Annotated in this window: 28 protein-coding genes; 12 read left to right on the top strand and 16 right to left on the bottom strand. The window is 72.6% G+C overall.

What is annotated here, in order from left to right; all coding sequences use genetic code 11:
- The first annotated feature begins 44 nt into the window (after positions 1-44).
- The 3 genes from fbp (at position 45) to H9L09_RS03255 (ending at position 1,918) form a co-directional block, all read left to right on the top strand.
- Complete coding sequence (fbp, locus tag H9L09_RS03265; RefSeq protein WP_187579321.1) at positions 45-1,163, top strand: fructose-1,6-bisphosphate aldolase/phosphatase; 1,119 nt, start codon at positions 45-47, stop codon at positions 1,161-1,163.
- 186 nt (positions 1,164-1,349) lie between these two features.
- Positions 1,350-1,601: a DUF3618 domain-containing protein gene (locus tag H9L09_RS03260; protein ID WP_187579320.1), complete on the top strand. Its 252-nt coding sequence runs from the start codon at positions 1,350-1,352 to the stop codon at positions 1,599-1,601.
- Positions 1,598-1,918 carry a GroES family chaperonin gene (locus tag H9L09_RS03255; protein ID WP_187579319.1) on the top strand — a complete coding sequence of 107 codons (321 nt, stop codon included), beginning with the start codon at positions 1,598-1,600 and terminating at the stop codon, positions 1,916-1,918. Before H9L09_RS03260 ends, H9L09_RS03255 begins: the two co-directional genes overlap by 4 nt.
- Positions 1,919-1,971: 53 nt before the next feature.
- Here H9L09_RS03255 and H9L09_RS03250 read toward each other — a convergent pair whose 3' ends face one another.
- The 6 genes from H9L09_RS03250 to H9L09_RS03225 form a co-directional block, all read right to left on the bottom strand.
- Positions 1,972-2,613, bottom strand: coding sequence for a hypothetical protein (locus H9L09_RS03250; RefSeq protein WP_187579318.1), 642 nt, complete (start codon positions 2,611-2,613; stop codon positions 1,972-1,974).
- 88 nt (positions 2,614-2,701) lie between these two features.
- Positions 2,702-3,547 carry a sigma-70 family RNA polymerase sigma factor gene (locus H9L09_RS03245; protein ID WP_187579317.1) on the bottom strand — a complete coding sequence of 282 codons (846 nt, stop codon included), beginning with the start codon at positions 3,545-3,547 and terminating at the stop codon, positions 2,702-2,704.
- Between the two features lie 424 nt (positions 3,548-3,971).
- Positions 3,972-4,976 carry an aldo/keto reductase gene (locus tag H9L09_RS03240; protein WP_343065184.1) on the bottom strand — a complete coding sequence of 335 codons (1,005 nt, stop codon included), beginning with the start codon at positions 4,974-4,976 and terminating at the stop codon, positions 3,972-3,974.
- A gap of 1 nt (position 4,977) precedes the next feature.
- The gene (locus tag H9L09_RS03235; protein ID WP_246456232.1) at positions 4,978-5,415 is read right to left on the bottom strand and encodes a hypothetical protein; all 438 of its coding nucleotides are present in this window, start codon (positions 5,413-5,415) and stop codon (positions 4,978-4,980) included.
- Between the two features lie 220 nt (positions 5,416-5,635).
- Positions 5,636-6,136 carry a hypothetical protein gene (locus H9L09_RS03230; RefSeq protein ID WP_187579316.1) on the bottom strand — a complete coding sequence of 167 codons (501 nt, stop codon included), beginning with the start codon at positions 6,134-6,136 and terminating at the stop codon, positions 5,636-5,638.
- Positions 6,133-8,616: a molybdopterin oxidoreductase family protein gene (locus tag H9L09_RS03225; RefSeq protein ID WP_187579315.1), complete on the bottom strand. Its 2,484-nt coding sequence runs from the start codon at positions 8,614-8,616 to the stop codon at positions 6,133-6,135. Before H9L09_RS03225 ends, H9L09_RS03230 begins: the two co-directional genes overlap by 4 nt.
- 136 nt (positions 8,617-8,752) lie before the next feature.
- Between H9L09_RS03225 and H9L09_RS03220 the strand changes: the two genes are divergently transcribed.
- From H9L09_RS03220 to H9L09_RS03215, 3 genes are read left to right on the top strand one after another with little or no spacing between them, the layout of a single operon-like run.
- Positions 8,753-9,211, top strand: a complete 459-nt coding sequence (locus H9L09_RS03220) for a class I SAM-dependent methyltransferase (RefSeq protein WP_187579314.1) — start codon at positions 8,753-8,755, stop codon at positions 9,209-9,211.
- Positions 9,181-9,774 carry a hypothetical protein gene (locus H9L09_RS21505; RefSeq protein ID WP_223164198.1) on the top strand — a complete coding sequence of 198 codons (594 nt, stop codon included), beginning with the start codon at positions 9,181-9,183 and terminating at the stop codon, positions 9,772-9,774. The genes H9L09_RS03220 and H9L09_RS21505 overlap by 31 nt, the downstream gene beginning before the upstream one ends.
- Positions 9,775-9,797: 23 nt before the next feature.
- Entirely contained in the window at positions 9,798-10,196 is a 399-nt protein-coding gene (locus tag H9L09_RS03215) for a carboxymuconolactone decarboxylase family protein (RefSeq protein WP_223164197.1), read from the top strand.
- 389 nt (positions 10,197-10,585) lie between these two features.
- Here H9L09_RS03215 and idi read toward each other — a convergent pair whose 3' ends face one another.
- The 8 genes from idi to H9L09_RS03175 all read right to left on the bottom strand — a co-directional run bounded on the left by idi (position 10,586) and on the right by H9L09_RS03175 (position 18,098).
- Positions 10,586-11,212: an isopentenyl-diphosphate Delta-isomerase gene (gene idi, locus H9L09_RS03210; protein ID WP_187579313.1), complete on the bottom strand. Its 627-nt coding sequence runs from the start codon at positions 11,210-11,212 to the stop codon at positions 10,586-10,588.
- Entirely contained in the window at positions 11,209-12,231 is a 1,023-nt protein-coding gene (locus tag H9L09_RS03205) for an NAD(P)/FAD-dependent oxidoreductase (RefSeq protein ID WP_187579312.1), read from the bottom strand. The genes idi and H9L09_RS03205 overlap by 4 nt, the downstream gene beginning before the upstream one ends.
- Complete coding sequence (locus H9L09_RS03200) at positions 12,228-12,773, bottom strand: isoprenylcysteine carboxyl methyltransferase family protein (protein ID WP_187579311.1); 546 nt, start codon at positions 12,771-12,773, stop codon at positions 12,228-12,230. Before H9L09_RS03200 ends, H9L09_RS03205 begins: the two co-directional genes overlap by 4 nt.
- A complete protein-coding gene (locus H9L09_RS03195; RefSeq protein ID WP_187579310.1) occupies positions 12,770-13,873 on the bottom strand; it encodes a type III polyketide synthase in 1,104 nt (367 codons plus the stop codon). Before H9L09_RS03195 ends, H9L09_RS03200 begins: the two co-directional genes overlap by 4 nt.
- A 183-nt stretch (positions 13,874-14,056) precedes the next feature.
- Positions 14,057-15,280 (bottom strand): glycosyltransferase family 4 protein, encoded by a 1,224-nt coding sequence (locus H9L09_RS03190; protein WP_187579309.1) that lies wholly within the window; start codon positions 15,278-15,280, stop codon positions 14,057-14,059.
- Positions 15,280-16,092: an ABC transporter permease gene (locus H9L09_RS03185; RefSeq protein ID WP_187579308.1), complete on the bottom strand. Its 813-nt coding sequence runs from the start codon at positions 16,090-16,092 to the stop codon at positions 15,280-15,282. Before H9L09_RS03185 ends, H9L09_RS03190 begins: the two co-directional genes overlap by 1 nt.
- Positions 16,089-17,111, bottom strand: a complete 1,023-nt coding sequence (locus tag H9L09_RS03180; RefSeq protein WP_187579307.1) for an ABC transporter ATP-binding protein — start codon at positions 17,109-17,111, stop codon at positions 16,089-16,091. Before H9L09_RS03180 ends, H9L09_RS03185 begins: the two co-directional genes overlap by 4 nt.
- Positions 17,112-17,297: 186 nt before the next feature.
- Positions 17,298-18,098 (bottom strand): UbiA family prenyltransferase, encoded by an 801-nt coding sequence (locus H9L09_RS03175; protein ID WP_187579306.1) that lies wholly within the window; start codon positions 18,096-18,098, stop codon positions 17,298-17,300.
- Positions 18,099-18,310: 212 nt separating this feature from the next.
- Between H9L09_RS03175 and H9L09_RS03170 the strand changes: the two genes are divergently transcribed.
- Genes H9L09_RS03170 through H9L09_RS21850 form a run of 4 tightly spaced genes read left to right on the top strand, consistent with a single transcriptional unit; the run spans position 18,311 to position 21,053 of the window.
- Complete coding sequence (locus tag H9L09_RS03170) at positions 18,311-19,492, top strand: zinc-dependent alcohol dehydrogenase (protein WP_187579305.1); 1,182 nt, start codon at positions 18,311-18,313, stop codon at positions 19,490-19,492.
- Positions 19,489-20,442 carry an SDR family NAD(P)-dependent oxidoreductase gene (locus H9L09_RS03165; protein ID WP_187579304.1) on the top strand — a complete coding sequence of 318 codons (954 nt, stop codon included), beginning with the start codon at positions 19,489-19,491 and terminating at the stop codon, positions 20,440-20,442. Before H9L09_RS03170 ends, H9L09_RS03165 begins: the two co-directional genes overlap by 4 nt.
- Before the next feature lie 24 nt (positions 20,443-20,466).
- A complete protein-coding gene (locus tag H9L09_RS21855; protein ID WP_246456231.1) occupies positions 20,467-20,889 on the top strand; it encodes a hypothetical protein in 423 nt (140 codons plus the stop codon).
- The gene (locus tag H9L09_RS21850) at positions 20,853-21,053 is read left to right on the top strand and encodes a phosphatase PAP2 family protein (RefSeq protein WP_246456230.1); all 201 of its coding nucleotides are present in this window, start codon (positions 20,853-20,855) and stop codon (positions 21,051-21,053) included. Before H9L09_RS21855 ends, H9L09_RS21850 begins: the two co-directional genes overlap by 37 nt.
- Here the strand turns inward: H9L09_RS21850 and H9L09_RS03155 are convergent.
- Together H9L09_RS03155 and H9L09_RS03150 are read right to left on the bottom strand one after the other, a co-directional pair.
- Entirely contained in the window at positions 21,031-21,927 is an 897-nt protein-coding gene (locus tag H9L09_RS03155; protein ID WP_187579302.1) for a hypothetical protein, read from the bottom strand. The two genes, H9L09_RS21850 and H9L09_RS03155, sit on opposite strands and share 23 nt — an antisense overlap.
- A 70-nt stretch (positions 21,928-21,997) precedes the next feature.
- On the bottom strand, positions 21,998-22,180 hold the full coding sequence (locus tag H9L09_RS03150) for a hypothetical protein (protein ID WP_187579301.1): 183 nt from the start codon (positions 22,178-22,180) through the stop codon (positions 21,998-22,000).
- A 183-nt stretch (positions 22,181-22,363) separates the two neighbouring features.
- Here H9L09_RS03150 and H9L09_RS03145 point away from each other — a divergent pair, with 183 nt between their 5' ends.
- Positions 22,364-23,173 (top strand): PP2C family protein-serine/threonine phosphatase, encoded by an 810-nt coding sequence (locus H9L09_RS03145; protein ID WP_187579300.1) that lies wholly within the window; start codon positions 22,364-22,366, stop codon positions 23,171-23,173.
- Between the two features lie 108 nt (positions 23,174-23,281).
- Positions 23,282-24,892, top strand: coding sequence for a CHAP domain-containing protein (locus H9L09_RS03140; protein ID WP_187579299.1), 1,611 nt, complete (start codon positions 23,282-23,284; stop codon positions 24,890-24,892).
- Positions 24,893-24,896 lie beyond the last annotated feature (4 nt).

Here is a 24,896-nt window from a genome sequence, read left to right as displayed (position 1 = left end):
CGGAGCCTGGACCTAGCGCCGACACCGCCGAGGAAGGACACGTCATGGCCACGCTGAGCATCATCAAGGCCGACACCGGAGGCTGGGTGGGTCACTCCGCGGTGCACCCCGAGCAGCTGGCGACGGCCAAGGTCCGGGCCGAGGAGGCCGTGAGCGAGGGGCTGCTGATGGACGCCCACGTGGCCTCGTGCGGGGACGACCTGGCGCTGGTGATGTCGCACCGGCTCGGCCCCGACCACCCGGACGTCCACGGCTTCGCCTACCGGGTGTTCCAGGAGACGACCGCGGTCGCGCAGCGGCTGGGGCTCTACGGCGCCGGGCAGGACCTGCTCTCCGACGCCTTCTCCGGGAACCTGCGGGGGATGGGGCCCGGGTACGCCGAGCTGGAGCTCGAGGAGCGGCCGAGCGAGCCGGTGCTGTGCTTCCTGGCCGACAAGACCGAGCCCGGAGCGTGGAACCTGCCGCTGTACAAGATGTTCGCCGACCCGTTCAACACCGCCGGCCTGGTGATCGACTCCAAGATGCACGCCGGCTTCGTGTTCGAGGTGTTCGACCTCTACGAGGAGAAGCGGATCGAGTTCCGCTGCTCCGAGGAGTCCTACGACCTGCTGATGTACATCGGCGCCCCGGCCCGCTACGTCATCCACTCGGTGACCTCCCGCGCCCTGGGCATCACCGCGGCCGCGACGAGCACGCAGCGGCTCTCGCTGATCGCCGGCAAGTACGTCGGCAAGGACGACCCGGTGATGATCGTGCGCGCCCAGTCCGGACTGCCGGCCGTGGGCGAGATCCTGGAGCCGTTCACGCTCGCGCACACGGTGGCCGGCTGCATGCGCGGCTCGCACCACGCACCGCTGATGCCGGTGGCCGCGGACCAGGCGCACCCGTCGCGCTTCGACGGACCGCCACGCGTGGTGGCTCTCGGGTTCCAGCTGCACGAGGGCATGCTGGGGATGCCGCGGGACCTGTTCGCCGACCCGTCCTTCGACACCGCCCGCAGCACGGCCAACACGGTCATGGACTACCTGCGCCGGCACGGGCCGTTCGAGCCGCACCGGCTGCCGCTCGAGGACCTGGAGTACACCACCATGCACGACCTGGAGGCCGTGCTCGCGCGGCGGTGGCAGCCGATCCCGGGGGCCAAGAAGGCCGCGGGCGTCTGAGCCGCACCCGATTCGTGCCGACGACGGCTGGCCCCGTCCGGGCGTCCGGCACCCCGGGCGCCACCGGTTGCAGCCGGGGCCTCCCGGAGGCCCTGCGCGTGGCGGGCAGCTCGATGGGTAATCTGTGCCGGTGTGGGGCGGCCGCCCCTCGTGCGCAGAACGTGTCCCGACGGCGAGGAGCAACCCGTGGCGAAGCCGAACGATCTCGACTCGCTCGAGCAGGAGATCGAGGTGACCCGCGAGCGGCTCGCCGGGACCATCGACCAGCTCGTCTACCGTGCGAGCCCGAAGACGATCGCCCGCCGGGAGATCGCCTCCATCAAGGCCGTCTACGTCGACCTGGCGGGCCGGCCGCGCACCGACAACATGCTGAAGACCGCCGGTGCGGTGGTCGGCTTCGTGACCGTCGTCCTGGTCATCCGCAAGCTAGCGAGATGACCGACAAGACCCCGATCCGCATGCTCCACGACCGCGTGCTCGTGGAGGTGGACCAGGAGGGCGAACGCCGCTCCAGCGGCGGCATCGTCATCCCGGCGACCGCGGTGATGGGTGGCCGCCGGCTGTCCTGGGCCCGGGTGGCCGCGGTCGGGCCGCACGTCCGCGCCGTCGAGGTGGGCGACAAGGTGCTCTTCGACCCGGAGGACAAGGCCGAGGTCGAGGTCAACGCCGAGACCTACATCCTGCTCCGTGAGCGGGACATCCACGCGGTCGCCGCGGAGCGGCTGGGCGACAGCCAGACCGGCCTCTACCTCTGAGCGACATGCCACCGGCCGGACACCCTGGGTGTCCGGCCGGTGTGCGTCTGTTCTCAGGCCTGTCGCGGCGGTGCGGCGTGCCGTCCGGTGGCCTCGTCCGTGCTCTCCGACTGCACCACGGTGCGCTCCCCGTCGGGCTCGACGATCGTGCGCTCCTGGCTCTCCGTGGCCACGGTCCGGTCCGGGTGGCCGTCACCGTCCTGGTCGTGGGTCCGGTGGGACTGCTCAGCCGTGTCATCCGTGTGATCCGCGGGGCCGGCGTGCGCACCCATGCCGGCCTGCACGGGCTGCCCGGCCTGCTCCGCCTCGCGGCGTCGCTGCTCGGCGGTCGCCTCGTCGACGTCCGGGTCGATCTCGTCGGCGCGCCGCAGGTGCTCCTGGTGACGCTCGCGATGCTCGCTCAGCTCGCTGTGCTTCTCCTGCGCCTCGGCCTCGAGCCGCTGGGCCTCGGCAGCCTTGCGGTCCGCCTCGGCACGTGCCTGGGCAGCCGCGGCCTCGGTCTCCCGGGCGCGGGCCTCGCGCTGCTGCAGACCGGTCGCCTGGGAGGCGGCGGCCTCCCGGAGCTCGGCAGCCTCGGCGCGGTCGCGCTCCCGCTTCTTCTCCCGGCTCGACTTCGCCACCGCGGCGATGATGCCGATCAGCAGTAGTGCGACGACGACGATCACGACGATCGTCCAGGTCGATGACCAGTCCATGCGTTCCTCCTCGGCTCCCCTGAAAACCCTGCGCAAGGGGATACCCCCTCGCTGACCAGCGCAAACAGGGACGCGGAGGGGCCGGGGACTAGGTGAGCTCGCTCAGCTCGCCGTGGAGCCGGTCCAGCACGCGGGACAGGATGCGGGAGACCTGCATCTGGGTCACGTCGATCTGGGCCGCGATCTGCGACTGGCTCTGCTGCTTGAAGAAGCGCAGGTACAGCACCGTGCGGTCCCGCTCCGGCAGCGCCCGCACCGCGGGCAGCAGCATCACGCGGGCCTCCGCCTCGGCGAGCGCGCCGTCCTCCTGGCTCAGGGTGTCGCCGAGGACCCCGTTGCCCTCGGCGCCCACGGGCAGGTCCAAGGAGGTGGGCGTGTAGCAGCCGTCGGCGGACAGCGCCTCCAGCACGTCGTCCTCCGGGACGCCCAGGTGCTCGGCGACCTCCCGGACCTTGGGGGAGCGGCCCAGCTGGTGGGTGAGCTCGCCCTCGGCCCGGCTGACCTCGGCCTGCAGCCGCTGGATCGCCCGTGGCGGACGCACCATCCACCCGAAGTCACGGAACTGGCGCTTGACCTCCCCGGTCATGGTGACCACGGCGTAGCTGAGGAACTCCACGCCCCGGGTCGGGTCGAAGTTACGCGCCGCCTTGAGCAGCGCCATCGCGGCGGCCTGCTCGAGGTCCTCCTCGGCGATCCCCCGGCCGCGGTAGCGAGCGGCAGTCGCTCGGGCGAGCCCCATGTGCATGACCACGACCTCGTCCTGGAGACGCTTGCGCTCCAGCGGGTCGCTCTCGCCGGCCGCCTGGGTGAGCAGCCGGGTGCTGATCTGGCCGCGGGTCTCTGCCCCCTCGGTGGTGACGGGGCCGACGGGGACGCGTGTGCGCGACTCGTGCTCGAGGGCAGCGGGCCACGTCGCTGCGTTCGTCCGGCTCATCGTGGTCACCACGTCGGATCCGCCTTTGCGTCCGGCCGCCGGTCTCCCGGTCAGGCCTGCTGGTCAGTGCCCCCGAGATGAGGCGGTACTACCCGGGGCTGCGCGACGACAAACGGCTCCGACCAGGTGGTCTGGTCATCGACGGCCCCCGAAACGGGACGTACGGAACAAGCCGGAATCAGATGGCGACCGAGCGTCCGAAACGTCGGGATGTCGACCAGCTGTGAGGTGGCCCGGCCCCCTGCGGGGTGACGGGCCACCTCAGCCGTCCTTCGGCATCCCCTCCTGCACCGGAGGACCAGGCTGTGCACCAGGCCGCCACCTGCAGGAAGGCGGGCCGGGTGCGCGCTCATCCTGCGACGCCCTCCGGGCCTCACGCAGGCAAACCGGAAATGTCGTCCTCGGGTGGTCTAGACCCGGTGCGTCAACGCAGGGCGTAGGAGGCGTGCCGCATCCCCGGGCCACGGTCGGTGTTGATCGTGGCCAGCTCCGCGAGCTCGTCCTCGGCGGGCTGCCACAGCCCGGCCGACACGTTGGCGCGGACCTGCTCGGGCCGGGTCGCACCGGCGATCACCGAGCCGACGGCCGGCTGCGCCGCGAGACCGCCGAGCGCCACGTCGAGGATGCCGACGCCCCGGTCGGCCGCGAACCGCTCGAGCGCTTCCACGCGGTCGAAGTCGGCGGTGTCGAGACGGTGCCGCTGCGCCGCCGTACCCAGCCTGCTGCCCGCCGGGGCCGCCTCGCCCCGGCGGTACTTGCCGGTCAGCAGCCCGTAGGCGAGCGGGAAGTAGGGGAGCAGCGCCATGCCGAGGTGCTCCAACGCGGGCACCAGCTCCTCCTCGGCAGCCCGGTTGTAGAGGGAGTACTCGTTCTGCGCGCTGACGAAGGGCCGACGGCCCGACGAGCTGGCCAGCCAGTGCGCCTCGACGACCTCCCAGGCAGCGAAGTTGGAGCAGCCGAGATAGCGCACCTTGCCCTCGTCGACCAGCTCGTTCATCGCCTCGACGGTCTCCTCCAGCGGGGTGACGAGGTCGCGCTGGTGCAGCTGGTAGAGGTCGATGTGATCCGTGCCGAGCCGGCGAAGGCTGGCCTCGACGGCTTTGCGGACGTAGCGGCGGGAGGCCCGGGCGCCCCAGTCGGGACCGTTGCGGCCCTCCATGTCCATGCCGAACTTGGTGGCGATCACCACGTCGTCGCGGCGACTGCCCAGGGCCTTGCCGAGCAGCTCCTCGCTGGCGCCGAGGCCGTAGATGTCGGCGGTGTCGAAGAGGGTGATCCCGGCAGTCAGCGCCGCGTCGACGACCGCCTGGGTCTGCGCGGAGTCGATGCGGCTGCCGAAGGCGTTGCAGCCCAGACCCACGACCGAGACCATCAGCCCGCTGGTGCCGAGCGGGCGGTAGTCCATCTCCGGCGTGGTGTCGGTCGCCACGTCAGCTCACCTGCAGCTGCACGACGACGAGGCCGGACTCGTGGTCCTCGACCTCGACGATGCCGGGCTGGTCGAAGCTGAGCTCGATCCGGGTCTCGCCCTCGTCGAACTCGACCTCCTGCTCGGGGGTCGAGTGCACGTGCAGCTCGCCGGCCCGGTCGGAGGTGACGTGCAGGATCACCGGCTCCCCGAGCTCTGCCTCGACCCGCTCGCCGTTGGGCTCGATGCTCTCGCCCTCCACCGTCACGTCGACCACCACGCCCTTGGGCTCGGGCGCGGCCGGTGTGCCGGGCGATCCGGCCGCACTCGGTGAGACCGGAGCCGAGGAGCTCGCGGCCGGAGCGGGTGCGTCGTCGGTCCGGGTGGTGTCCTCGCCGCAGCCCGCGAGCAGCAGCGTGGCGGCGAGCGGAGCGGCCAGGAGGACCAGTGGGGTGCGCAATGCGGGTTCCTTCGTCTCGTCGTACGGCGTCCCCGTCATTGTCCGGGACCGCCGGTGACGCGAGGCAGCCGGGGGAGCGGGGCAGCGCCCGTCCCCGTCGAGTCGGCGCATCTGCAGCGCTGGCTCCCGTCGAGTCGGCGCGTCTGCAGCGCTGGCTCCCGTCGAGTCGGCGCATCTGCAGCGCTGGCTCCCGTCGAGTCGGCGCATCTGCAGCGCCGGCTCAGGTGACCATCACCTGGGCCGCGGACTCCTTGAGCTTGGCGTTCGCCCACCTGAGCTGGCGCAGCGTCTGCGGGTGGCACCGCTCGGCCAGCTCCAGAAGCTCGATGTCCTTGAGGGCCTGCGCGGACTGGGCGAGGACCTCCCAGTCCAGGGACACCCCGGCAGCCATCCGGTGGATCTCGCGCAGGTCGCGCAGCAGCAGCACCCCCAGGTCGTGCTCCCGTCCGCTGAGCTCGCTGCCCTTCTGCCGCAGCGACGCCAGCAGGCCGGGCTCGTCGTCGGCGGTCGCGTCCGGCTCGGCGTCCAGGTCCACCCCGTAGTCCTTGCCGGCGGCGGCCAGCTCGCGGATGTGGAGGTGCGACCAGGCGGCCAGGTCCCGGCCGAGGTAGAAGACCTCGTGGTCGACCTTGTGCCGGTCCGACATCCGCAGCAGCGCCCCGGCCAGGTCGTTCTCGGAGCGGTGCAGCTCCTCCAGCGCCATCCCGATCTTGTTGCTCATCGCCCACCTCCGGTGCTTGTGGCGCCCTGTCCGGCACGTTCCTCGACCTCGGCGTCGGGACCTCCGCGGGTCGTCGGCACGTCGGCGTCGACCGGCCGCGCCGGACGGGACGCGGTCGTGGTCGGGGCGGCCGAGGGCTCGCCGTCGGCGCCGAGTCGGCGTACCTGGGCCGTGGCGCTCTTGAACAGCGGCTGCTTCGAGACCGGGTCCCAGTCCGTGATGGTCAGCTCGTTGGCGGCGCGGCCGAGCTCACCGTCCGGCTCGTGGCCGCCGGGCCGGTCCCAGTAGCCGTAGTGGAAAGGCAGGAACAGCACCCCGGGCCGGATCCCGCTGATCCGCAGCCGGGCCTCGACCTTGCCGCGGGGGGTCGAGACCTCGAGCAGGTCGCCCTCGTGCCAGTCGCGGGCCTCCGCCTCGGACGCGGCCATCTCCACCCAGACCTCGGGAGCCGCGCGTTGCAGCTGCGGGGCCCGGGCGGTCTTGGTGCGGGTGTGGAAGTGGTAAAGCGTGCGGCCGGTGGTGAGCAGGAACGGATAGTCCTCGGTGGGCAGCTCGTGCGGCGGGAGGTACTCCGCTGCCTTGATGACCGCCTTGCCGTCGGGGTTGAGAGCCTTGTACTCCACCGGGGACACCGGCGCGCCGGTGACCATGTCGCGCCCGTAGCTCTCGCAGTAGTCCGGCGCGCTCCAGAACTGCCCGTCGGCGTAGATCCGCTCGGTGCCGTCCGGGTGCTCGTCGTTGCACGGCCACTGGATGCCGCTGCCGCCGCGGAGCTTGGCGTAGCTCATCCCGGTGTAGTCCACCGGACGGCCGCGCGTGCACTCCTTCCAGCCCTCGAAGGCGCCCTCGGCGTCGGTCCACTTCACCAACGGCTCGCCGTCCTTGTCCTCGAGGCCGACCCGCCGGGCGTAGTCGATGAAGATGTCGAGGTCCGCGCGAGCCTCACCGGGCGGTTCCACCGCCTTCTCCGACAGGTGCACGGTGCGGTCGACGTTGGTGAACGTGCCGGTCTTCTCCCCCCAGGTGGCCGCCGGCAGCACGACGTCGGCCAGCTGCGCGGTCTCGGTGAGGAAGATGTCCTGGACGACGAGGAAGAGTCGTTCCTGCTTGAGGATCTCGCGGATCCGGCCCAGCTCGGGCAGCGAGACCGCGGGGTTGGTGCCGCTGACGTAGAGGAACCGGATCGAGCCGTCCTCGGCGTAGCGCATCATCTGCATCAGGTGGGTGGGAGCCGAGTAGTGCGGAATCTGGTGGTAGTCGATGTTCCAGACCTTCGCCAGGCTCTTGACGTGCTCCTCGTTGCTCCAGTTGCGGAAGCCGGCCATGTCGCCGTCCGCGCCGCACTCGCGGGTGTTCTGCGCCGTGGGCTGTCCGTTCATCTGCAGCACGCCACAACCGGGCTTGCCGAGCTTGCCCCGGATGATGTTGAGGTTGTTGACCTGTACGGCGGCGGCCGTCGCCTGGTGCGACTGGTAGAACCCCTGCAACACCGTGGAGAGCAGCCGCTCCGCATGGCCGAGCACGTGCGCCGCTCGCCGCAGCTCCTCCACCGGCACGTCGCAGACCTCCGCGGCGACCTCCGGCGGATAGTCGGCCAGCATCTTCTTCAGCTCGTCGAAGCCGACGGTGTACCGGTCGAGGTAGTCGTGGTCGACCCAGCCGTTCTCCACGATCTCGTGCAGCAGGCCGTTCATCAGCATCACGTTGGTGCCGGGCCGCGGTGCGAGGTGGACCGTGGCGTGCCGGGCGACCTCGGTCTCCCGCGGGTCGACGCAGATGACCTGCGGCGGGTTCGGCCCGGCCAGCCGGTCGAGGATCCGCGTCCACAGCACCGTCTGGGTCTCGGCCATGTTGTGGCCGAACAGCGCGATCACGTCCGCGTGGTCGACGTCGGTGTAGGAGCCGGGCTGCCCGTCGGAGCCGAACGACTCCTTCAGGGCGGCAGCGGCGGTGGCGGTGCACAGCCGGGTGTTGCCGTCCATGTGGTTGGTGCCGATGCCGCCGTGCCCGATCAGCGCGAGCGTGTAGTACTCCTCGAGGAAGAGCTGGCCGGTGGTGTAGAACCCGATCGAGCTGGGTCCGCGCTCGGCGAGCAGCTCCTTAGTGCGGCCGGCGACGGCGTCCATCGCCGTGTCCCAGTCGGTCTCGACGAGCTCGCCGTCGCGACGGATCAGCGGCTTGGTGAGACGGTCGGGGGAGTTGTTCGCCTGCCAGCCGAAGAGGTCCTTGGGTCCGAGACGTCCGTGGTTGACCCGGTCGACCTCGCGGCCCCGGACGCCGACGATGCTGCCGTCCTTGACGGCGATGTCCATGGCGTCGCCGTTGGAGTGCAGCACGCTCGCGGTCTGGTGCCAGCTGTCGACGTCCTGCTCGGTGAGGCCGTCGGCGAGGTACATGTCGACCCGGGCCGGCCACTCCTCGCCCGGTCCGTACGGCGTGCGGGTTCCCCAGGGCTCGGCGATGCGATCGGATCTGGCCATGGGGAGGAGATGCCCTCCGTGCGTTCGCGCAAACGTTCCCCGGGCCCGCTCTTCCGGATCCGGCACGTCGCTGCCACAGTGGGGGCCGGCAGCCTCGGGCCGTTGCTGCCCCGGGACGGCGGTGGGAGACAGCGCGATGGAGACCTCGGACAACGCCCAGGGCGAGGTGCGCCGAGCCGACGAGACGACGGCCGCCTGGCGGCAGGTCGATGAGGGCTGGGGCCGGGCCGCCGTCGACTTCGCGACGCTCAGCGAGCCCGCCAACTGCCGGGAGTACGTCGCGCTGCACGCCGAGCTCGGCGTCGGAGCCGGCGACCGGCTGCTCGACGTCGCCTGCGGTGCCGGCCTGGCGGTGGAGCTGGCGGCGCTGCGCGGCGCCTCCTGCGCCGGTATCGACGCCTCGCCCCGGCTGGTCGCGGTGGCCCGCGACCGCAGCCCGGCGGCCGACCTGCGGGTCGGCGACATGCACCACCTGCCCTGGGAGGACGGCTCCTTCGACGTCGTGACCAGCTTCCGCGGCATCTGGGGGACCACGCCGGACGCGCGCTGGCCGAGGTACGCCGCGTGCTCCGGCCCGGCGGCCGGCTGGGGCTGACCGTCTGGGGCCACATCAAGGCCTCCGAGGGCGCCTGGGCGCTGCGTCCGTTCACCCTCGCGGCCTCCGCCAAGGTCGCCAACCAGGCGTCGATGGTCGCCCTCGGTCGTCCCGGCGCCGGTGAGGAGCTGCTGGCCCGGTGGGGCTTCGAGCACGTGCGGAGGGTCGACGTACCGTTCGTGTGGGAGTTCCCGGACCCGCCGACGTACGCTCGCGCCCTCGCCTCGACCGGGCCCGCCTACGAGGCGATCCAGGAGGTCGGTGAGGACGCGTTCCTGGCCTTCGCCGAGGAGGTTGCCGCCGAACGGGTCCGGGAAGGACTGCCGCTGCGCGCGCCGATCCTGGTCGTGGGCTACGTCGCCCGCACCCCGTCGACCGCCGGCCCGGCCGGCGCCGGCTTTCTGCGCCCACCGGCTGCCACCGCCGAGGTGCAGAGACTCTTCGATGAGGACATCGAGGACGTCGGCTACGTCATGAATGTCTCCCGGCTCTGGTCGCAGCTGCCCACCGCCCAGGACGCGCTCTTCGAGCTGTTGGGGCAGGCGGTGCGCGCCGGGGGCTGAGCTTCCGCCAGCGCGGCGTCCTGGTGGCCGCGTGCGCCTCCGCGCTGGGTGACGCCTACTGCTCGCTGGCCTGGGGCGGCAAGCTGGCCGGCGAGGCCGGTGACGACGTCGCGGCCGCGGTGCTGGGCGGGACCGACGCCGGCCTGGATCCCGCCGAGAAGGCACTCGCGGCGTGGGCGCGTCAGGTGACGCGTGACCCGAACGGCACTCGGGAGCCGGACGTGCAGGTGCTGCGCGATGCCGGGTTCGACGACGGGCAGATCTTCGGCATCACGCTCTTCGTCGGGCTGCGGATCGCGTTCTCGACCGTGAACGACGCACTCGGGGCGCTGCCCGACCGGGCTCTTGCCGACGGCCTGCCGGCCGCGGTGCGCGGCGCCGTCGGGTTCGGACGGCCCGTCGACCCCACCCCGGCTCCCTGACCTGCCGAGTCGGCGCGTCTGCAGCGCTGAACCCCGTCGAGTCGGCGCGTCTGCAGCGCTGAACCCCGTCGAGTCGGCGCGTCTGCAGGGCTGAACCGTGCCGAGTCGGCGCGTCTGCAGGGCTGAACCGTGCCGAGTCGGCGCGTCTGCAGCGCTGGGCAGCGAACATCGCCGCACACGCTGGTGTCGTCAGTCCCGGAGCGCGGCACCGCCCGCATGAGGAGGCTGCAGATGCGCCGACTCGGCGGGTGGGGAGGCTGCGGATGCGCCGACTCGGCGGGTGGGGAGGCTGCAGATGCGCCGACTCGGCGGGTGGGGAGACTGCAGATGCGCCGACTCGGCGGGTGGGGAGGCTGCAGATGCGCCGACTCGACGGGTGGGGCGGTGGGTCAGGGGCGGGGGCGGGGACGCATCGCCGGCGGCAGCTCGGTCCAGCCCGCGGTGGCGAACCGGCCGGGGCCGACCTCGCGGCGGGCGAGCTCGGTGACCTGCTCGATGCACCAGGAGGAGACGTCGCGGACCCCGGCGAGCACCTCGTCGCGGAACGCCGCCCACGGCACCCACTCGGTGTCCGCGACCTCGGTGGCGTCGGGGCGTACGTCGTCGGCGGTCAGCGCCGTGAAGACCGGGCACAGCTCGTTCTCGCGGACGCCGTTGCGCATCGCGGCGACGTAGCGGAACCGCGGCAGCGCCGGCTCCAGGTCGCGCAGCCCGATCCCCAGCTCTTGCCGGGCCCGGCGGTGCAGCGCGTCCCGGACGTCCTCGTCGGGCGCCGGGTGGCCGCAGAAGCTGTTGCTCCACACCCCCGGGAACGTCGCCTTGTCGAGAGCCCGCCGGCTCAGCAGCAGCCGTCCCGCGCTGTCGAAGACGTAGCAGGAGAACGCCAGGTGCAGCGGGGTGTCGCGGTGGTGCACGTCCGCCTTGGCGGCGGTGCCGACGCGGTGGCCGGCCTCGTCGAGCAGCACGACCTCCTCCACGCCGCTCGGAGCCGGGGAGGTGCTGTCGGTGGTGGTCATGCGGGCCTCGCAAGGGTGTTGACGGTGGCGGCGAACACGCCGGGGACCAGGGTGGCGGCCGGCACCAGCGCACGACGGGCGGGGCCCCACCGGGAGGCGCCGAGCAGGGCGGTGGTGAGCAGCCGGTAGCGGCGGGTGATCGTGTGCCACTGCCGCTCGTAGCGCTCCGGGTCGTCGAGGGCCACCGCGGCCGCCGCGGCACGCGCCTGGGCGATCCCCAGGGCGATGCCCTCGCCGGTGAGGGCATCGACGTACCCGGACGCGTCGCCGACCAGCAGCACCCGCCCGGCCACCCGCCGCAGGACGCGCTGGCGCAGCGGCCCGGCCCCGCGGACCTCGCCCAGCTCGTGGCCGGCGACCCGGTCGCGGAGCTCGGGGAAGCCGGCGAGCTGCTCCTCGAACGAGCCGCGCCCCGAGGTGAGTACGGCGATGCCGACCCGGTCCGCGGCCACCGGCGTCACGTACGCCTCCGCGGCCGCCGCCCAGTGCACCTCCACGTGCGAGGTCCACGGCGCCCGCTCGGCGTGGCAGCGCAGCCCGTAGCGGCGTACCGGTGAGGGCCGCCCGTCGAGCCCCAGGCTGCGCCGGATCGGGGAGTGCAGCCCGTCGGCGGCGACCAGGTAGCGGGTGCGTACGCCGTCGACGACCATCCCGTCGGCGTCCTGGCGCACGTCGCTCACGCCGCGGCGGGCGATCTCCACGCCGGCGTCGAGGACCGCGTCGCGCAGCGCGGCGTGCAAGGTCGTACGGCGGACGCCGCGGCCGGGCCCGCCGCGGAACGACGCCTCCGCGCGGTGCTCGCCGGCGACGTAGCGGATCCCGGTCAGCGGGTGCCCGGCCGGGTCGACCCCGAGGTCGTGCAGCGCGGCGAGCGCGCCGGGCATCAGGCCCTCGCCGCAGGCCTTGTCGATCACGTCGGGGCGCGGCTCCCAGACCGTGACGTCGAGTCCGGCGTGGTGGGCGTAGAGGGCGGTGGCCAGACCGGCCGGTCCGCCCCCGGCCACGAGCAGGTCGGTCATGACCGGACCCGTTCCCCGCCCGGTGCGGCGGCGTTGCGCAGCGCTTCGTTCTCCACCCGGATCCGGACGGTGAGCAGCAGCGCGTTGGCCACCGTGAACACCAGCGCGGTGATCCAGGCGGTGTGCACCAGCGGCAGCGCGAACCCCTCGACGACGACGGCGACGTAGTTCGGGTGCGGGAGGAACCGGTACGGTCCGCCGCTGACCAGGGGCAGCCCCGGCACCACGATGACCCGGGTGTTCCACCGCCGCCCCAGGGTGGTGATGCACCACCAGCGCAGCGCCTGCGAGGCCAGCACCAGCGCCAGCATCGTCCAGCCCAGCGCCGGCACGAACGCCGGCCGCCGTACCCAGACCTCGACCAGGGCGCCGACCAGCAGCGCCGTGTGCAGGACGACCATAACCAGGTAGTGCCGCTGACCGGTCTCCACGCCCCCGTTGCGCAGGCTCCAGGCCGCGTTGCGCTGCGAGACGACCAGCTCCGCGACCCGCTCCAGCGCGACCGCCAGGATCAGCAGGGTGAACAGCGCCTCGCTGCTCATGCGGCGACGTCCGGGGCGCGCAGCAGCACCAGCTCGGAGCAGAAGCCGGGGCCCATCGCCATCATCAGCCCGTAGGAGCCGGGGCGCGGCGGCCGCTGCTCCAGGGTGTCGGCGAGCACGTGCAGCACCGAGGCGGAGGAGAGGTTGCCGATCCGGGCCAGCGACTCCCAGGTGAGCCGCAGCGCCTCCCGGTCCACCCCGAGCGCGGCCTGCAGCGCCTCGAGCACCTTCGGGCCGCCCGGGTGGGCGACGTACCACTCGATGTCGTCGCGCCGCAGGTCGTTCTCGGCGAGGAAGTCGTCGACGTCGCCGCCGACGTAGGTCTCCACCAGCTCGGGCACCTGCGCGTCGAGGACGATCCGCAGCCCGGTGGCGCCGACGTCCCAGCCCATCGCGCGCTCGCTGTCGGGGTAGAGCCGGCTGCGGCTGGCCAGCACGTCGGGCTGCGACGCGGCGCCACCGCCGGGGCCGGGCAGGTGGGCGAAGTCGGCGGCCCGGTCCGCCCCGACCGCGACGACCGCCGCCGCGCCGTCGCCGAAGAGACCGCTGGCGACGAGGTTGGGCATGGACCGGTCGTCGCGCTGCACGGTCAGCGAGCAGAGCTCGACGGCCATCAGCACTGCCACGTGACCGGGGTGACCGACGAGGTAGTCGTGCAGGCGGGCCACCCCGGCGGCGCCGGCGACGCAACCGAGGCCGACGAGCGGGACCCGGATCACGTCCTGCCGCAGCCCGATCGCGGCGGCCACGCGGGCGTCGAGCGAGGGCACCGCCAGCCCGGTCACGGTCGCGGAGATGATCAGGTCGACGTCCTGCGGGGTCAGCCCGACCGCCTTCAGGGCGTCGGTGACCGCCCGGGAGCCGAGCTCGACGCCGGCCTCGATGAAGGCGTCGTTGGACTCCCCGAAGTCGCGCAGCTCGCCGTAGCGCTCCAGCGGCAGCGCGAGGTGCCGGGAGTCCACGCAGGCGTTGCGGTGCAGCCGGTCGACGACGGCCCGGTTCACGTCGTCGCCCAGCACGGTGGTGGCGAACGCCTCGGTGATCTCGTGCTGGGGGTAGCGGTGACCAGGGAGCGTGCCCTGGACGCTGACGATGCGCATGCTCACTGTCTACCCGCTCGTTCAATGCTCAGGCTCCGCCGGGTGGCCGGCCGGGCATGACTGCGAGGCTCCACCGGCGCGCCGCGGGCGCACGGAGAGGTCTGGACCGCCGGTTCCCGACGAGAGTACGACGTCCGCACGCCCGTCACCGACGTCCGCACGCCCCCTCACGACGGGCGAGCGTCACGTGGCGACCGTGCGCAGGGCCGGCCTGCGACGCACGGTGCGGCGCACCCGGGCGGGGCCGTAGGAGGCCGCGAGGTGCCCGGCGTCGACGAGCCAGCTGCGCACGCACCTGCGGCCTAGCGCCGACTCGTAGATGCTCTCCAGGGACTCGGCCGCCGTGTCGAGCCCGTAGTCCTCGAGGATCAGCTGTCGACCGAAGCCGCCGAGCCCGGCCCGCAGGTCAGGGTCGCCCAGCAGACGCCGGAGGTGGCCTGCCAGTGCCGGAGCGGCGTCGCCGCCGTCTCCCAGGCCGTAGAAGCCGTGGAAGTCGAAGTGGTGCAGGGTCTGCGGGGTCACGGGCAGCGCGAAGCCACGCTCGCCGACCACCACGACCGGCTTCGCGAATGCCAGCGCGCGCAGCGCGGAGTGCCCCATCCCGACCACGATGTCGGCGGCCTCGTAGGCGGCGCGCGGGTCGGTCATCGGGCCCGGCAGCGCGGCCGCCTCGCGTCCGAGGCGTGCGCCCACCTCGCGTGAGCGCTGCTGCAGCTCGTCGTACGTCTCCCCGCCGCCGACCATCACCAGCCGCACCGTGGGGTCGTCGAGCTCTACCACGGCGTCGATCGTCGCGAGGAGGCCCTCTCTCTTCAGGGCGACCGCGAACCGGCTCACGACGACGATCAGGCGGTCTGTATCCGCGACTCCGTGGGCGCGCCGGAAGGCATGGCCGTCGACGACGCCGGGCGCGTTCTCGACCTCGTCCACCGGCGGTACGACGACGTACGTCGGTCCGCGACGGATCGCCCTCGCCTCCGCGGCGACCTCCCGGGTGCCGACGACGAGCGGCACCCGTCGCGGCAGCCCGCGGGTCACGGTCATGGCGTAGTCGTTGACCACGAGTGGGACGCCCCGCAGCCCGTAGGAGCCGCAGAAGCTGTAGTAGGTGTCGCGATGTCCGAACGCATGCACGACGTCGATGCGTCGCTCGCGCACGAACTCGGCCAGCTGTCCCACCAACCGGATCCGGTCGCGGACGCCGCTCGGTTCTCCGAAGAGGTGCACCTCGATCCCGCGCGCCTCCGCGAATGCCAGGAGCGGCGTCTCGGTGGCTGACCGGGAGGCTCTGCTCACCGCGAAGAGCACGACGTCGTGGCCCCGCTCCCGGAGCCGGCAGCCGAGCTCCAGCGCGTTGAGGGTGTCCCCGCCGAGCACGACGTCATGGAGAGCGATCGCGATGCGCATCAGTAGCCTCCGAGCAGTCCCATCGTGCGGGAGTACTCCAGCGCCTTGGTGAACGCGTAGAGGGCGAGGGGGAACACGATCAGGTCGAAGATGACCAGTCCCGTGACGGCCACGCCCAGCGGCATCCCGGCACCGGCTCCGCCCGGCACCAGCACGTCGCGGGCTGCGCTGATGACGTAGGCGTGCGGGACCAGGTAGCTCAACGCCCGCAGCCACTCGGGGAGGACCTCGATGGAGAACAGGGCCCCGCCGAGCAGGCTGGCGGCCAAGCCGTAGAGGCCGAGGATCGCCTGGGAGCGCTTCGCCAGCACGATCAGGCTGGCGGAGAGGATCCCCACCGCGTTGCAGGCGATGAGCCCCAAGGCGAGGATGAGCAGGAACGGCAGCAGACCGCTCACCTGCAGGTCGGCGCCGAGCAGCACCCCGGTGCCCAGCATCAGGCACATGGTGACGACGCCGGCCAGGGTCTGCCACATGTTCATCGTGACGGGGATGACCCACCAGGACACCGGTTCGACCAGCACCGGCTCGAGGTTTCCCCGCTCCTGGAGCTGCTGGAGCCGGTTGCCGCAGCCGGTCAGGGCCAGCTGGAGCGACACCGCGAGGCTGATCCCGACCAGCGTGGCCCCATAGGAGTCGGGTCGACCCAGGAAGTCCGCCTGGAAGAAGTACACGATGACCGACATCAGCGGCGCCAGGAACCGGAACATCATCGACATCGGATAGCTGAGCTCGTCGATCGCGTCCAGCCGGAAGAACGCGACCACGACGTCCAACGCGTTCGAGGCGCGGCGGGCGGTCGGGGTGCTCATGCCCGCTCCTTGACCGCCGGGGGCGGCCCGGCGTACATCTCGGCGAGGATGTCTCGCAGCGGCACGTTGGCCTCCCGGATGTGGACCAGACGGTCGGCCACGCTGTTGAGGATGGCGAACAGCTGCCCCGAGCTCCAGCCCGCCGGCAGCCGGCACTCCACCTCGGTCCCCGACCTGTGGACCTCGACCCCGTGAGTCCCCAGCAAGGTGCAGGCGGCCTTCGCGGCCTCGATCGAGTCGAGCTCCATCTCCACCGCGGGGCGCCGCCACTGGTCGCGCAGGGTGCTCAGGTCGCCGTGGTAGCGGATGCGGCCGCGGTCGAGGAGCACGACGTTCGACCCGAGCGACTCGATCTCCTCCAGGCGATGGCTGCTGATCAGCGTGGCCAGGTTGTGCTCGCGAACCAGCCGCTGCACCAGGAGCAGAAGCTCGTGGGCGCCGACCGGGTCGACGGCTCCGGTGGGCTCGTCCAGGATCAGCAACCGGGGGCGGTGGACGATGGCGCGGGCGAGCTGCAGGCGGGCCCGCATGCCCGCGGACAGCGCGAACACCGACGACTGGGCCTGAGAGGCCAGCCCGACGTCCTCGAGCGCCTCCATGCAGCGGGACCGGAGGTCGCGGCGAGGGATGTGCTGGAGGCGCGCATGGAACACGAGGTTCTCCAGGCAGCTCATGCGCATGAACAGAGCCCTGTCCTCGGCCTGCATGAAGCCGACCATCCGGCGGACCGCGAGGGACTGCGTGTCGACGTCGAGACCCAGGACCTTCGCTTCGCCGGTGGTGGGCGTGGTCAACCCGGTCAGGATCCGGAACAACGTCGTCTTGCCGGCGCCGTTGGGTCCGACGAGCGCCACCGTCTGTCCGGCCTCGACACGGAGACTGATCCCGTCGAGCGCGGTGACGTCGGAGTGGATGGTGGTGCGCACCATCATCCGCATCGCCATCGGAGTAGGGCGGTAGACCTTGCTCACGCCCTCCACGGCGACCACCGCATCGGAAGTCGTTGCCGGTTCCTGCACCTTGCCCCCTCGCGCGTCACCCGCAAGCGAGAGACGAGTGGTTCCACCGGGGATCGGCCGCCGTCGGGACAGCAGTTCCTCCCCAGGCGCGGGGTCCCCACCCCACACCCGCGTCACGCTACTCGGGTCGCCACCCGGGGTCTCTGCGAATCCGGAAAGTCTGATCCGGGTGGAAAGCTCGGTTGCTCACCCCATCACCGCGAGCAGCGTGACGTCGACGACGGCGATCGCGAGCGCCGCACGGAACGGCACCTTGCCGCGGCCGAGCAGCGCGGTCGCGGCGAGCCCGACGGTCAGCGCGAGCACCGCCCAGGCCCAGAGCGGCGGGGACCCGTCGGGGCCGAGGACCGCGGCCACGGAGGCCACCAGCAGCAGCAGGGTGGCCAGCAGCTGGGAGACGCGCGCGCCGAGCCGGTGCGGGAGACCCCGGACGCCGGTGGCCGCGTCGTCGCCGAGATCGGGCAACGTGTTGAGGAAGTGTGCGGCCACCCCGAGGGTCGCGCCGGCGACCGGCAGCCAGACTGGGGGCGCCTGCGGCGGCGTACCGGCCAGCGACACGACGGCCGGCAGGGAGCCGAACGCGACCGCGTAGGGCAGCCAGGACCAGACGGTGGCCTTCACCCCGAGGTTGTAGGCCAGGCCGGCGCCGACCACGGCGCCGAGGTGCAGCAGCCCGGCCCGCCAGCCCAGCACCGCCGACAGCACCACCGCGGCGGCGGCGGCGAGCCCGAGCGCGGTCCGCACCGCACCCAGCGTGACCGCGCCGGTGGCGAGCGGCTTGTCCGGCCGAGCCACCTGGGCGTCGCGGTCCGCGTCGATGAGGTCGTTGGACCAGCCGATGACGAGCTGCCCGGCGAGCACCGCGAGCGTGACCTGCGCCACGTCGGGTGCGGCCAGGTCCGCGGCGACGGCCAGCAGCGCGGTCACCGTCGTGACGGCGACGGTGGGCCCCAGATGGGCGGCTCTCAGCAGGGCGACCAGGCTCATGGTGCGGATCCTGCCCTCCCTGCTCGGTGCCGCGGGCGGCGTACGACGTCTCACCGCTGATCCTGCCCGACCGGCCAAGCGCCGGGGGAGGGGTGCGCATCCTGGGTGGACGTCGAGCGTGGTGTAGCGACAGCGCCCTCGGGTACCCCAGGGAGTAGACGTCGTTCCCAGGACACGGGGACTCCACGGAACCGGAAAGAGGAACAGCACTCATGCGCGCACTCACCTGGCAGGGCAAGCGGAAGGTCTCGGTCGAGGAGGTTCCCGACCCGCGGATCGAGAAGCCGACCGATGCCGTCATCAAGGTGACGAGCACTGCGATCTGCGGATCCGACCTGCACCTGTACGAGGTGCTCGGGCCGTTCCTCAAGCCCGGCGACGTGCTCGGTCACGAGACCATGGGCGTGGTCGAGGAGGTCGGCGCCGAGGTGCACGACATCAAGCCCGGTGACCGGGTCGTGGTGCCGTTCAACATCTCCTGCGGCTCCTGCTGGATGTGCTCGCGCGGCCTGTTCGCCCAGTGCGAGACCACCCAGAACTACAAGACCGGCAAGGGCGCGTCGCTGTTCGGCTACACCGAGCTCTACGGCTCGGTCCCCGGCGGCCAGGCGGAGTACCTGCGCGTCCCGCAGGCCCAGTTCGGCCCGGTCAAGGTGCCCGAGGGCGCCGCCGACGAGCGCTACCTCTACCTCTCCGACATCCTGCCGACCGCCTGGCAGGCCTTCGAGTACGCCGACGTGCCCGAGGAGGGCACCGTCGCGGTCTTCGGCCTCGGGCCGGTCGGCCAGCTGACCTGCCGGATCGCGAAGAACGCAGGCCGCCGCGTGATCGGCGTGGACCGCGTGCCGGAACGTCTGGAGCTGGCCCGCTCGTACGGCGTCGAGGTGATCGACATGGAGACCACCTCCGACGTGGTCGGGGCGATCCTGGACCTCACCCAGGGCCGCGGCGCGGACGGCACCGTCGACGCGGTCGGCATGGAGGCGCACGGCTCGCCGATCGCCAAGGCCGCCATCGGCGCGGTCGGGCTGCTGCCGGACGCCATCGCCCGGCCGATGACCGACAAGATGGCGATCGACCGACTCGCCGCGCTGCGCAGCTCTATCAAGTCGGTCCGCCGCGGCGGCACGGTCTCGGTGAGCGGGGTGTACGGCGGCGAGGTCGACCCGATGCCGATGATGGAGATCTTCGACCGCGGCATCACGATGCGCTTCGGCCAGTGCCACGTGAAGCGCTGGACCGAGGAGATCGCCAAGGTCCTCGAGCAGGGCGAGGACGTGCTCGGCGTCGAGACGCTGGCCACCCACCGGCTCCCGCTCGAGGAGGCGCCCGCGGCGTACGAGATGTTCCAGAAGAAGCAGGACGGCTGCATCAAGGTGGTGCTCAAGCCGTGACCGTGGGACCCAAGGTCGTCGTCGTCACCGGGGCTTCCAGCGGCATCGGCCGGGCCGTCGCGCACCGCGCGGCCCGGGCCGGTGAGCACCTGGTGCTGGTGGCCCGCGGACGGTCCGCGCTGCTGCGCACCGAGTCCGAGTGCGAGACGGCGGGTGCGGCCTCGACGATGGTGGTCGCCGCGGACGTCGCCGACAACGAGGCGATGGACAAGATGGTCACCGAGGTGCTGGGCCGGCACGGCCGCATCGACGCGGTCGTGAACAGCGCCGGAGTGGTCGCCTACGGGCGGCTGGAGGAGGTGCCCGCCGACGTCTTCGAGGGCGTCATCCGGACCAACCTGCTCGGCTCCGCGACCGTGGCCCGGCACGTGCTGCCCGTGCTGCGGCGCCAGCAGGAGGGCTCGCTGATCCTGATCGGCTCGGTGATCGGCCACATCGCGACCCCCACGATGAGCGCCTACGCGGTCAGCAAGTGGGGGGTGCGCTCCCTGGCCCGGCACCTGCAGCTCGAGAACCGCGACCTGCCCGACGTGCACGTCGGCTACATCGCCCCGGGCGGCGTGGACACCCCGATCTACCTGCAGGCCGCCAACTACGCCGGTTTCGTCGGCCGGCCGCCGCCGCCGGTGGCCTCGCCGGAGAAGGTCGCCAAGGCGGTCCTCCACCAGGTCGAGCACGGCCGGGGCCGGTCCCAGGTCGGGATCGCCAACAACGTGATGCGGTTCGGTTTCACGGCGATGCCCTGGGCGTTCGACGTGCTGGTGGGCCCGCTGTTCACGCTGGCCGCCAAAGACCGCACCACGCCGGTCGAGCCCACCACCGGAAACGTGCTGGACCCGGACCCGGAGCGCAACCGGCTGCACGGCGAGCAGGGCAGCGCGCTCGTGGGCATCGCCCGCAACGCGCTCGCCCAGCTCGGTGGGCTCGCCTCCTCCCGCCGCGACGCCTGAGGTCAGGGGGATCGGATGAGTCGCGTGAGCGGGACCGCCGTGCTCGCCGCGGGGGCGTACGTCGGGACCGGGGTGCTGTTCCGCGGCCGCCCGGGTCCGGTGGAGCAGGCCGTGTTCTCGACGGCCAACCACGGGGCCCGGCGGCACGCGGTCCTCCGCGTGCCTCAGCAGCTCGGCACCCCGTGGACGCTGCCGGTGCTGGCGGTGGGCGGGCTGGCCACCGGGCGGCCGCACCTGGCGTTGAGGGCGGCCTGCGCGCTGCCGTTGGAGAAGGCGCTGGAGGTCGGCCTCAAGAAGATCCTGCAACGTCCGCGTCCGGCCCGGGTCGACGACGAGGTCGAGCTGCGCGACGACGCGCCGACCGAGGGTCCGTCGTACCCTCCGGCCACGCCGCGATCGCGACCACCGGGGTGCTGCTCGCAGCCCCGTTCCTGCCCCGGTCGGTGAACGCCGCCACCGTCACCGTGGCCGCTGTCTGCGCGTGGGTGCGGGTCCGCCAGGGCGCGCACTTCCCGATCGACGCGGTCGGTGGCGTGCTCCTCGGTGCGACGGTGGCCGCCACCCTGACCGCCGTGCTCGCGGAGCCGATCAGCCCTCGCCGAGGTAGGTGATCGTCGCCAGCAGGGCGGCGTAGAAACCGAGTCCGGTGAGGAACCAGGCCAGCGAGGAGCTGCGGGCCGCGGGGATCTCCTCCTTGAACACGTTGAGCAGCACGCTGCCGGCGAGGAACGCGGTCAGCACGCTGACGGTGACCGCGTGCGTGGGCGCGAAGAGCGCGGCGGCGCCCCAGCCGACGAGCAGCGCCCCGGCGAGCAGAAGACGGGGGAGCGGCCGGTCGAACTGCGCTCCGTAGTGCTCCTCCAGGCCCCGGTCGGAGAGCACGAAGTGCAAGCCCATCGCCACCGTGAACAGCACCGCGAACGCGACACCGGTGCGGTAGGTGAGCGGCAGCGTGTAGGTGATGACGAAGTTGTAGAGCAGGTAGCTGCCCAGGTGCAGCCAGAACACGGCCGTGCGGTCGCCGGAGCCGGCCGGGTCCGCGGCGGCCGGCGGCACGGTCGCGGCGGGGCCGGCCTGGTCCGGTCCGCCGGCACCGGTCCTGGCGTAGGCGAGCTCCCGTGCCACGCTCGCCGCCTGGCCGCCGGTGACGCGCTCGGCGAGCCGCTCGAGGCCGTAGAAGAGGCAGAAGCCGACCAGGGCCACGAAGAAGATCCCCAGCTCGAGCAGCGGGGTGGGCGAACCGCCCTCGCCGAAGAGCTCCTTGAGGTTCTCGTTGCCCTCGGCGAGCTCGGGCAGGAGGTGCAGGAAGACGTAGGAGACCGCCAGGCCGCCGGCGAAGGACACCGTGGCCCGTTGAGGAACCAGCGGCAGCTTCCGGATCCGGGAGGCGAGCAGGTGCAGGGCGGCGAGCACCAGCGTCGAGCACAGGGCGAGCAGGACGGCGGTGCTGGTGTCGACGGTGGCGAGCGGTGCGGGGTTCTCCATGGAGACCGACTACCCAGCGCGGCCGGGATGAATGCGTGAACGCAATCATCGCCTCACGCGCAGCCACCGATCAGGGCCGGGCGGCGGCCTTCCGGGCGCGGTAGTCCTTCATGTACGCCGAGCGGAACGCCCGGCAGAGCTCGCACCGGCACTTGTCGGTGAGGTAGCCGGCCCAGGTGCCGTGAGCCACCGGGCGGTCCCCCTCGGCCACCCGCTGCCGCCGCCGCAGTCGAACTTCGCGGCGTGCGCTCATGGCCGCCTCACGGCACTCCGTGCACCGGCAACCGCCCGACTCGTAGCCCGTGGCGGTCCCGTGCTGGATCTGCGACATGGCGCACGTGTGCCCAGCGGCCACGCCCGGCAATCCCTCCGGCTGTGCCTGGCCCAGATCCACCCGTAACCTGAGGGTCCACTGCTCGCCAGGAAGGCTCTCGGGATGCTCAGGTTCGCCTCCGGCGCGCGCTCGGACGTCGGTCTCGTCCGCGACAACAACGAGGACTCCGGGTTCGCGGGGCCGTACCTGCAGCTGGTCGCCGACGGCGTCGGCGGGGCGGCCGCGGGCGAGGTCGCGTCGGCCACGACGGCGTACGTCGTCAGCGCGCTGTCCGCGGACGCCGCCTCCCGAGACCTGCGGCAGCTGCTCACCGACGCCGTCCGGGTCGCGCACGAGCAGCTGCGGGCCGGGGTGGAGGCGGATCCCGGTCGCACCGGGATGGCCACCACCCTGACCGCTGCGCTGGCCCACGGCGACGAGGTGGTGATGGCCCACATCGGTGACTCGCGCGGCTACCGGTGGCGGGAGGGACGGCTGGAGCAGCTGACCACCGACCACACCGTCGTGCAGGCGCTGATCGACGAAGGGCAGCTCACCCGTGAGCAGGTGCCGACCCACCCCTACCGCTCCGTGGTGCTGCGCTCGGTGGACGCCGACTCCGACCCGGTGCCGGACGTCTTCCAGGCCGACCTGCGGGTCGGGGACCGGTTGATGCTGTGCAGCGACGGGCTCTCCGACCTGGTCGCGGAGGCCGAGATGGGCCGCGCCCTGGGGCTCCCGGACCCGCAGGAGGCGGCCTCGGCCCTCGTCGACGCGGCACTGGCCAACGGCGGGCGGGACAACGTCACCGTCCTGGTGGCCGATCTCGAGGACGGGCCGGTGCTGCACCCGGACGGGAGGCTGCTCGGTGCCCTGGGCGACCCGTATCTCGTGATCGACCCCGGCGCCGTGCGGCACTCCGACTCCATCTGAGAACCGCGCCGAACCGGACGCCGAGAAGAGTGCGACGCCACGCGTGTCGCGCTTGACAATTTTCCCAACTCTTCACTCATGTGCTATTTCGTCACTACACTCCCATCCGTGTCTCATCGCTCGCGCCTCGTCGGCGCCCTCACCAGCCTGATGCTCGCCCTTTCGTGGCTCGCCGGACCGCTGAGCGCTCCGGCCTCGGCGGACTCCACGCGGCTCTGCCTGGGCTACAGCGCGTGCGCACGAGCCGGCATGAGCTCCGCGGGCTACGCCTCGGTCAGCTCGACGATGTACTGGCGGATGTACTCAGGCCACAACTGCACGAACTACGCGGCCTACCGGATGGTCAAGAGCGGGCTGCCGAACACCCGCCCGTGGTCCGGCAGCGGCAACGCGACGAACTGGGGCAGCGCGATGGCCTCGATCACGGACGCGACGCCGCGGGTCGGCGCGGTGGCGTGGTGGAAGGCCGGCGTGTGGCCGGCCGGCTCCGCGGGCCACGTGGCCTACGTCGAGCAGGTGGTGTCCGCCACCGAGATCGTCGTCTCCCAGGACAGCTGGGGCGGGGACTTCTCCTGGGCCCGGATCACCAAGTCGGGACGCGGCTGGCCCAGCGGCTTCGTGCACTTCAACGACGTGGCACTGCGCAGCACAACCGGCCCGACGATCACCGGAGTCGCCAAGGTCGGCAGCGTCCTGACCGCGACGGCCGGCACCTGGTCGCCGGTCACACCCACGCTGTCCTACCAGTGGCTGGCCGACGGAGCGGACATCCCCGGCGCCACCTCGGCCACGTTCACGCCGGCCCCCGACCTCGAGGGCTCGACGATCGCGGTCCGGGTGACCGCGTCCGCGCTGGGGTACGCGGTGGCCTCGGCGACGTCCGCAGGGACCGCAGCGGTCCTGCCCGGGCAGCTGGTGAACACCGTGCCGCCGGTGGTCAGCGGCGATCCGGTCGTCGACGGCACCGTCACCGCCACGTCGGGGCAGTGGTCGCCGACGCCGGACCGGGTGAACCTGAAGTGGTACGCCGACGGGGTCGCCGTCCGCGGAGCCACCTCGCCCAGCCTCGCGGTCGGACCCGACCTGGTGGGAAAGAGCCTGACGGTGCGGGCCACGGCCAGACGTGAGGGCTACGACCTGGTCCGGCTCAACACCGGCCCGGTCGGCCCGGTCGACCCCGGCACGTTCGCACCGGTCGAGACGCCGTCGATCACCGGCGTGCCGCGGCTGGCGGAGCCCCTCGCCCTCGAGGTCCCCGCGGCGACGCCGGACGCGGAGTCCGTGGTCGTGGAGTGGCAGCGCGACGGCGCGCGCATCGACGGCGCGACCGCCCCGACGTACCAGCTGACCGCCGAGGACCTCGGCGCTCGGATCCGCGGGGTGCTCACGTACGCCCGGCCGGGCTACACCCCGCTGCGGACCCGGACCGCTGCGACCGGCGTGGTCAGGTCCGAGCCCGTCATGAGGCTGCGCGCGGTCCCCGGCACCGGCAAGGTCAAGGTGGTCGTCAAGGTCTCCGCGGCCGCGGTCGCACCGGTCGAGGGTCTGGTCCGGATCTGGTCGGGCGGCCGGCTCCTCGCCCAGCTGCCGCTGGTGGAGGGCCGGGCGCGCTCGGTCACCCGGGACCTGCCCGCCGGCGAGCGCACCCTGCGGGTCCGCTACCTGGGCAGCAGGACCGTGGCGGCGGCGGACGGCTCCAGCGTCGTGACGATCGGCTGACCCG

The sequence above is a fragment of the Nocardioides mesophilus genome (genome assembly GCF_014395785.1).
GTDB lineage: Bacteria > Actinomycetota > Actinomycetes > Propionibacteriales > Nocardioidaceae > Nocardioides_B > Nocardioides_B mesophilus.
This window is presented reverse-complemented; position numbering and strand designations above follow the sequence as displayed.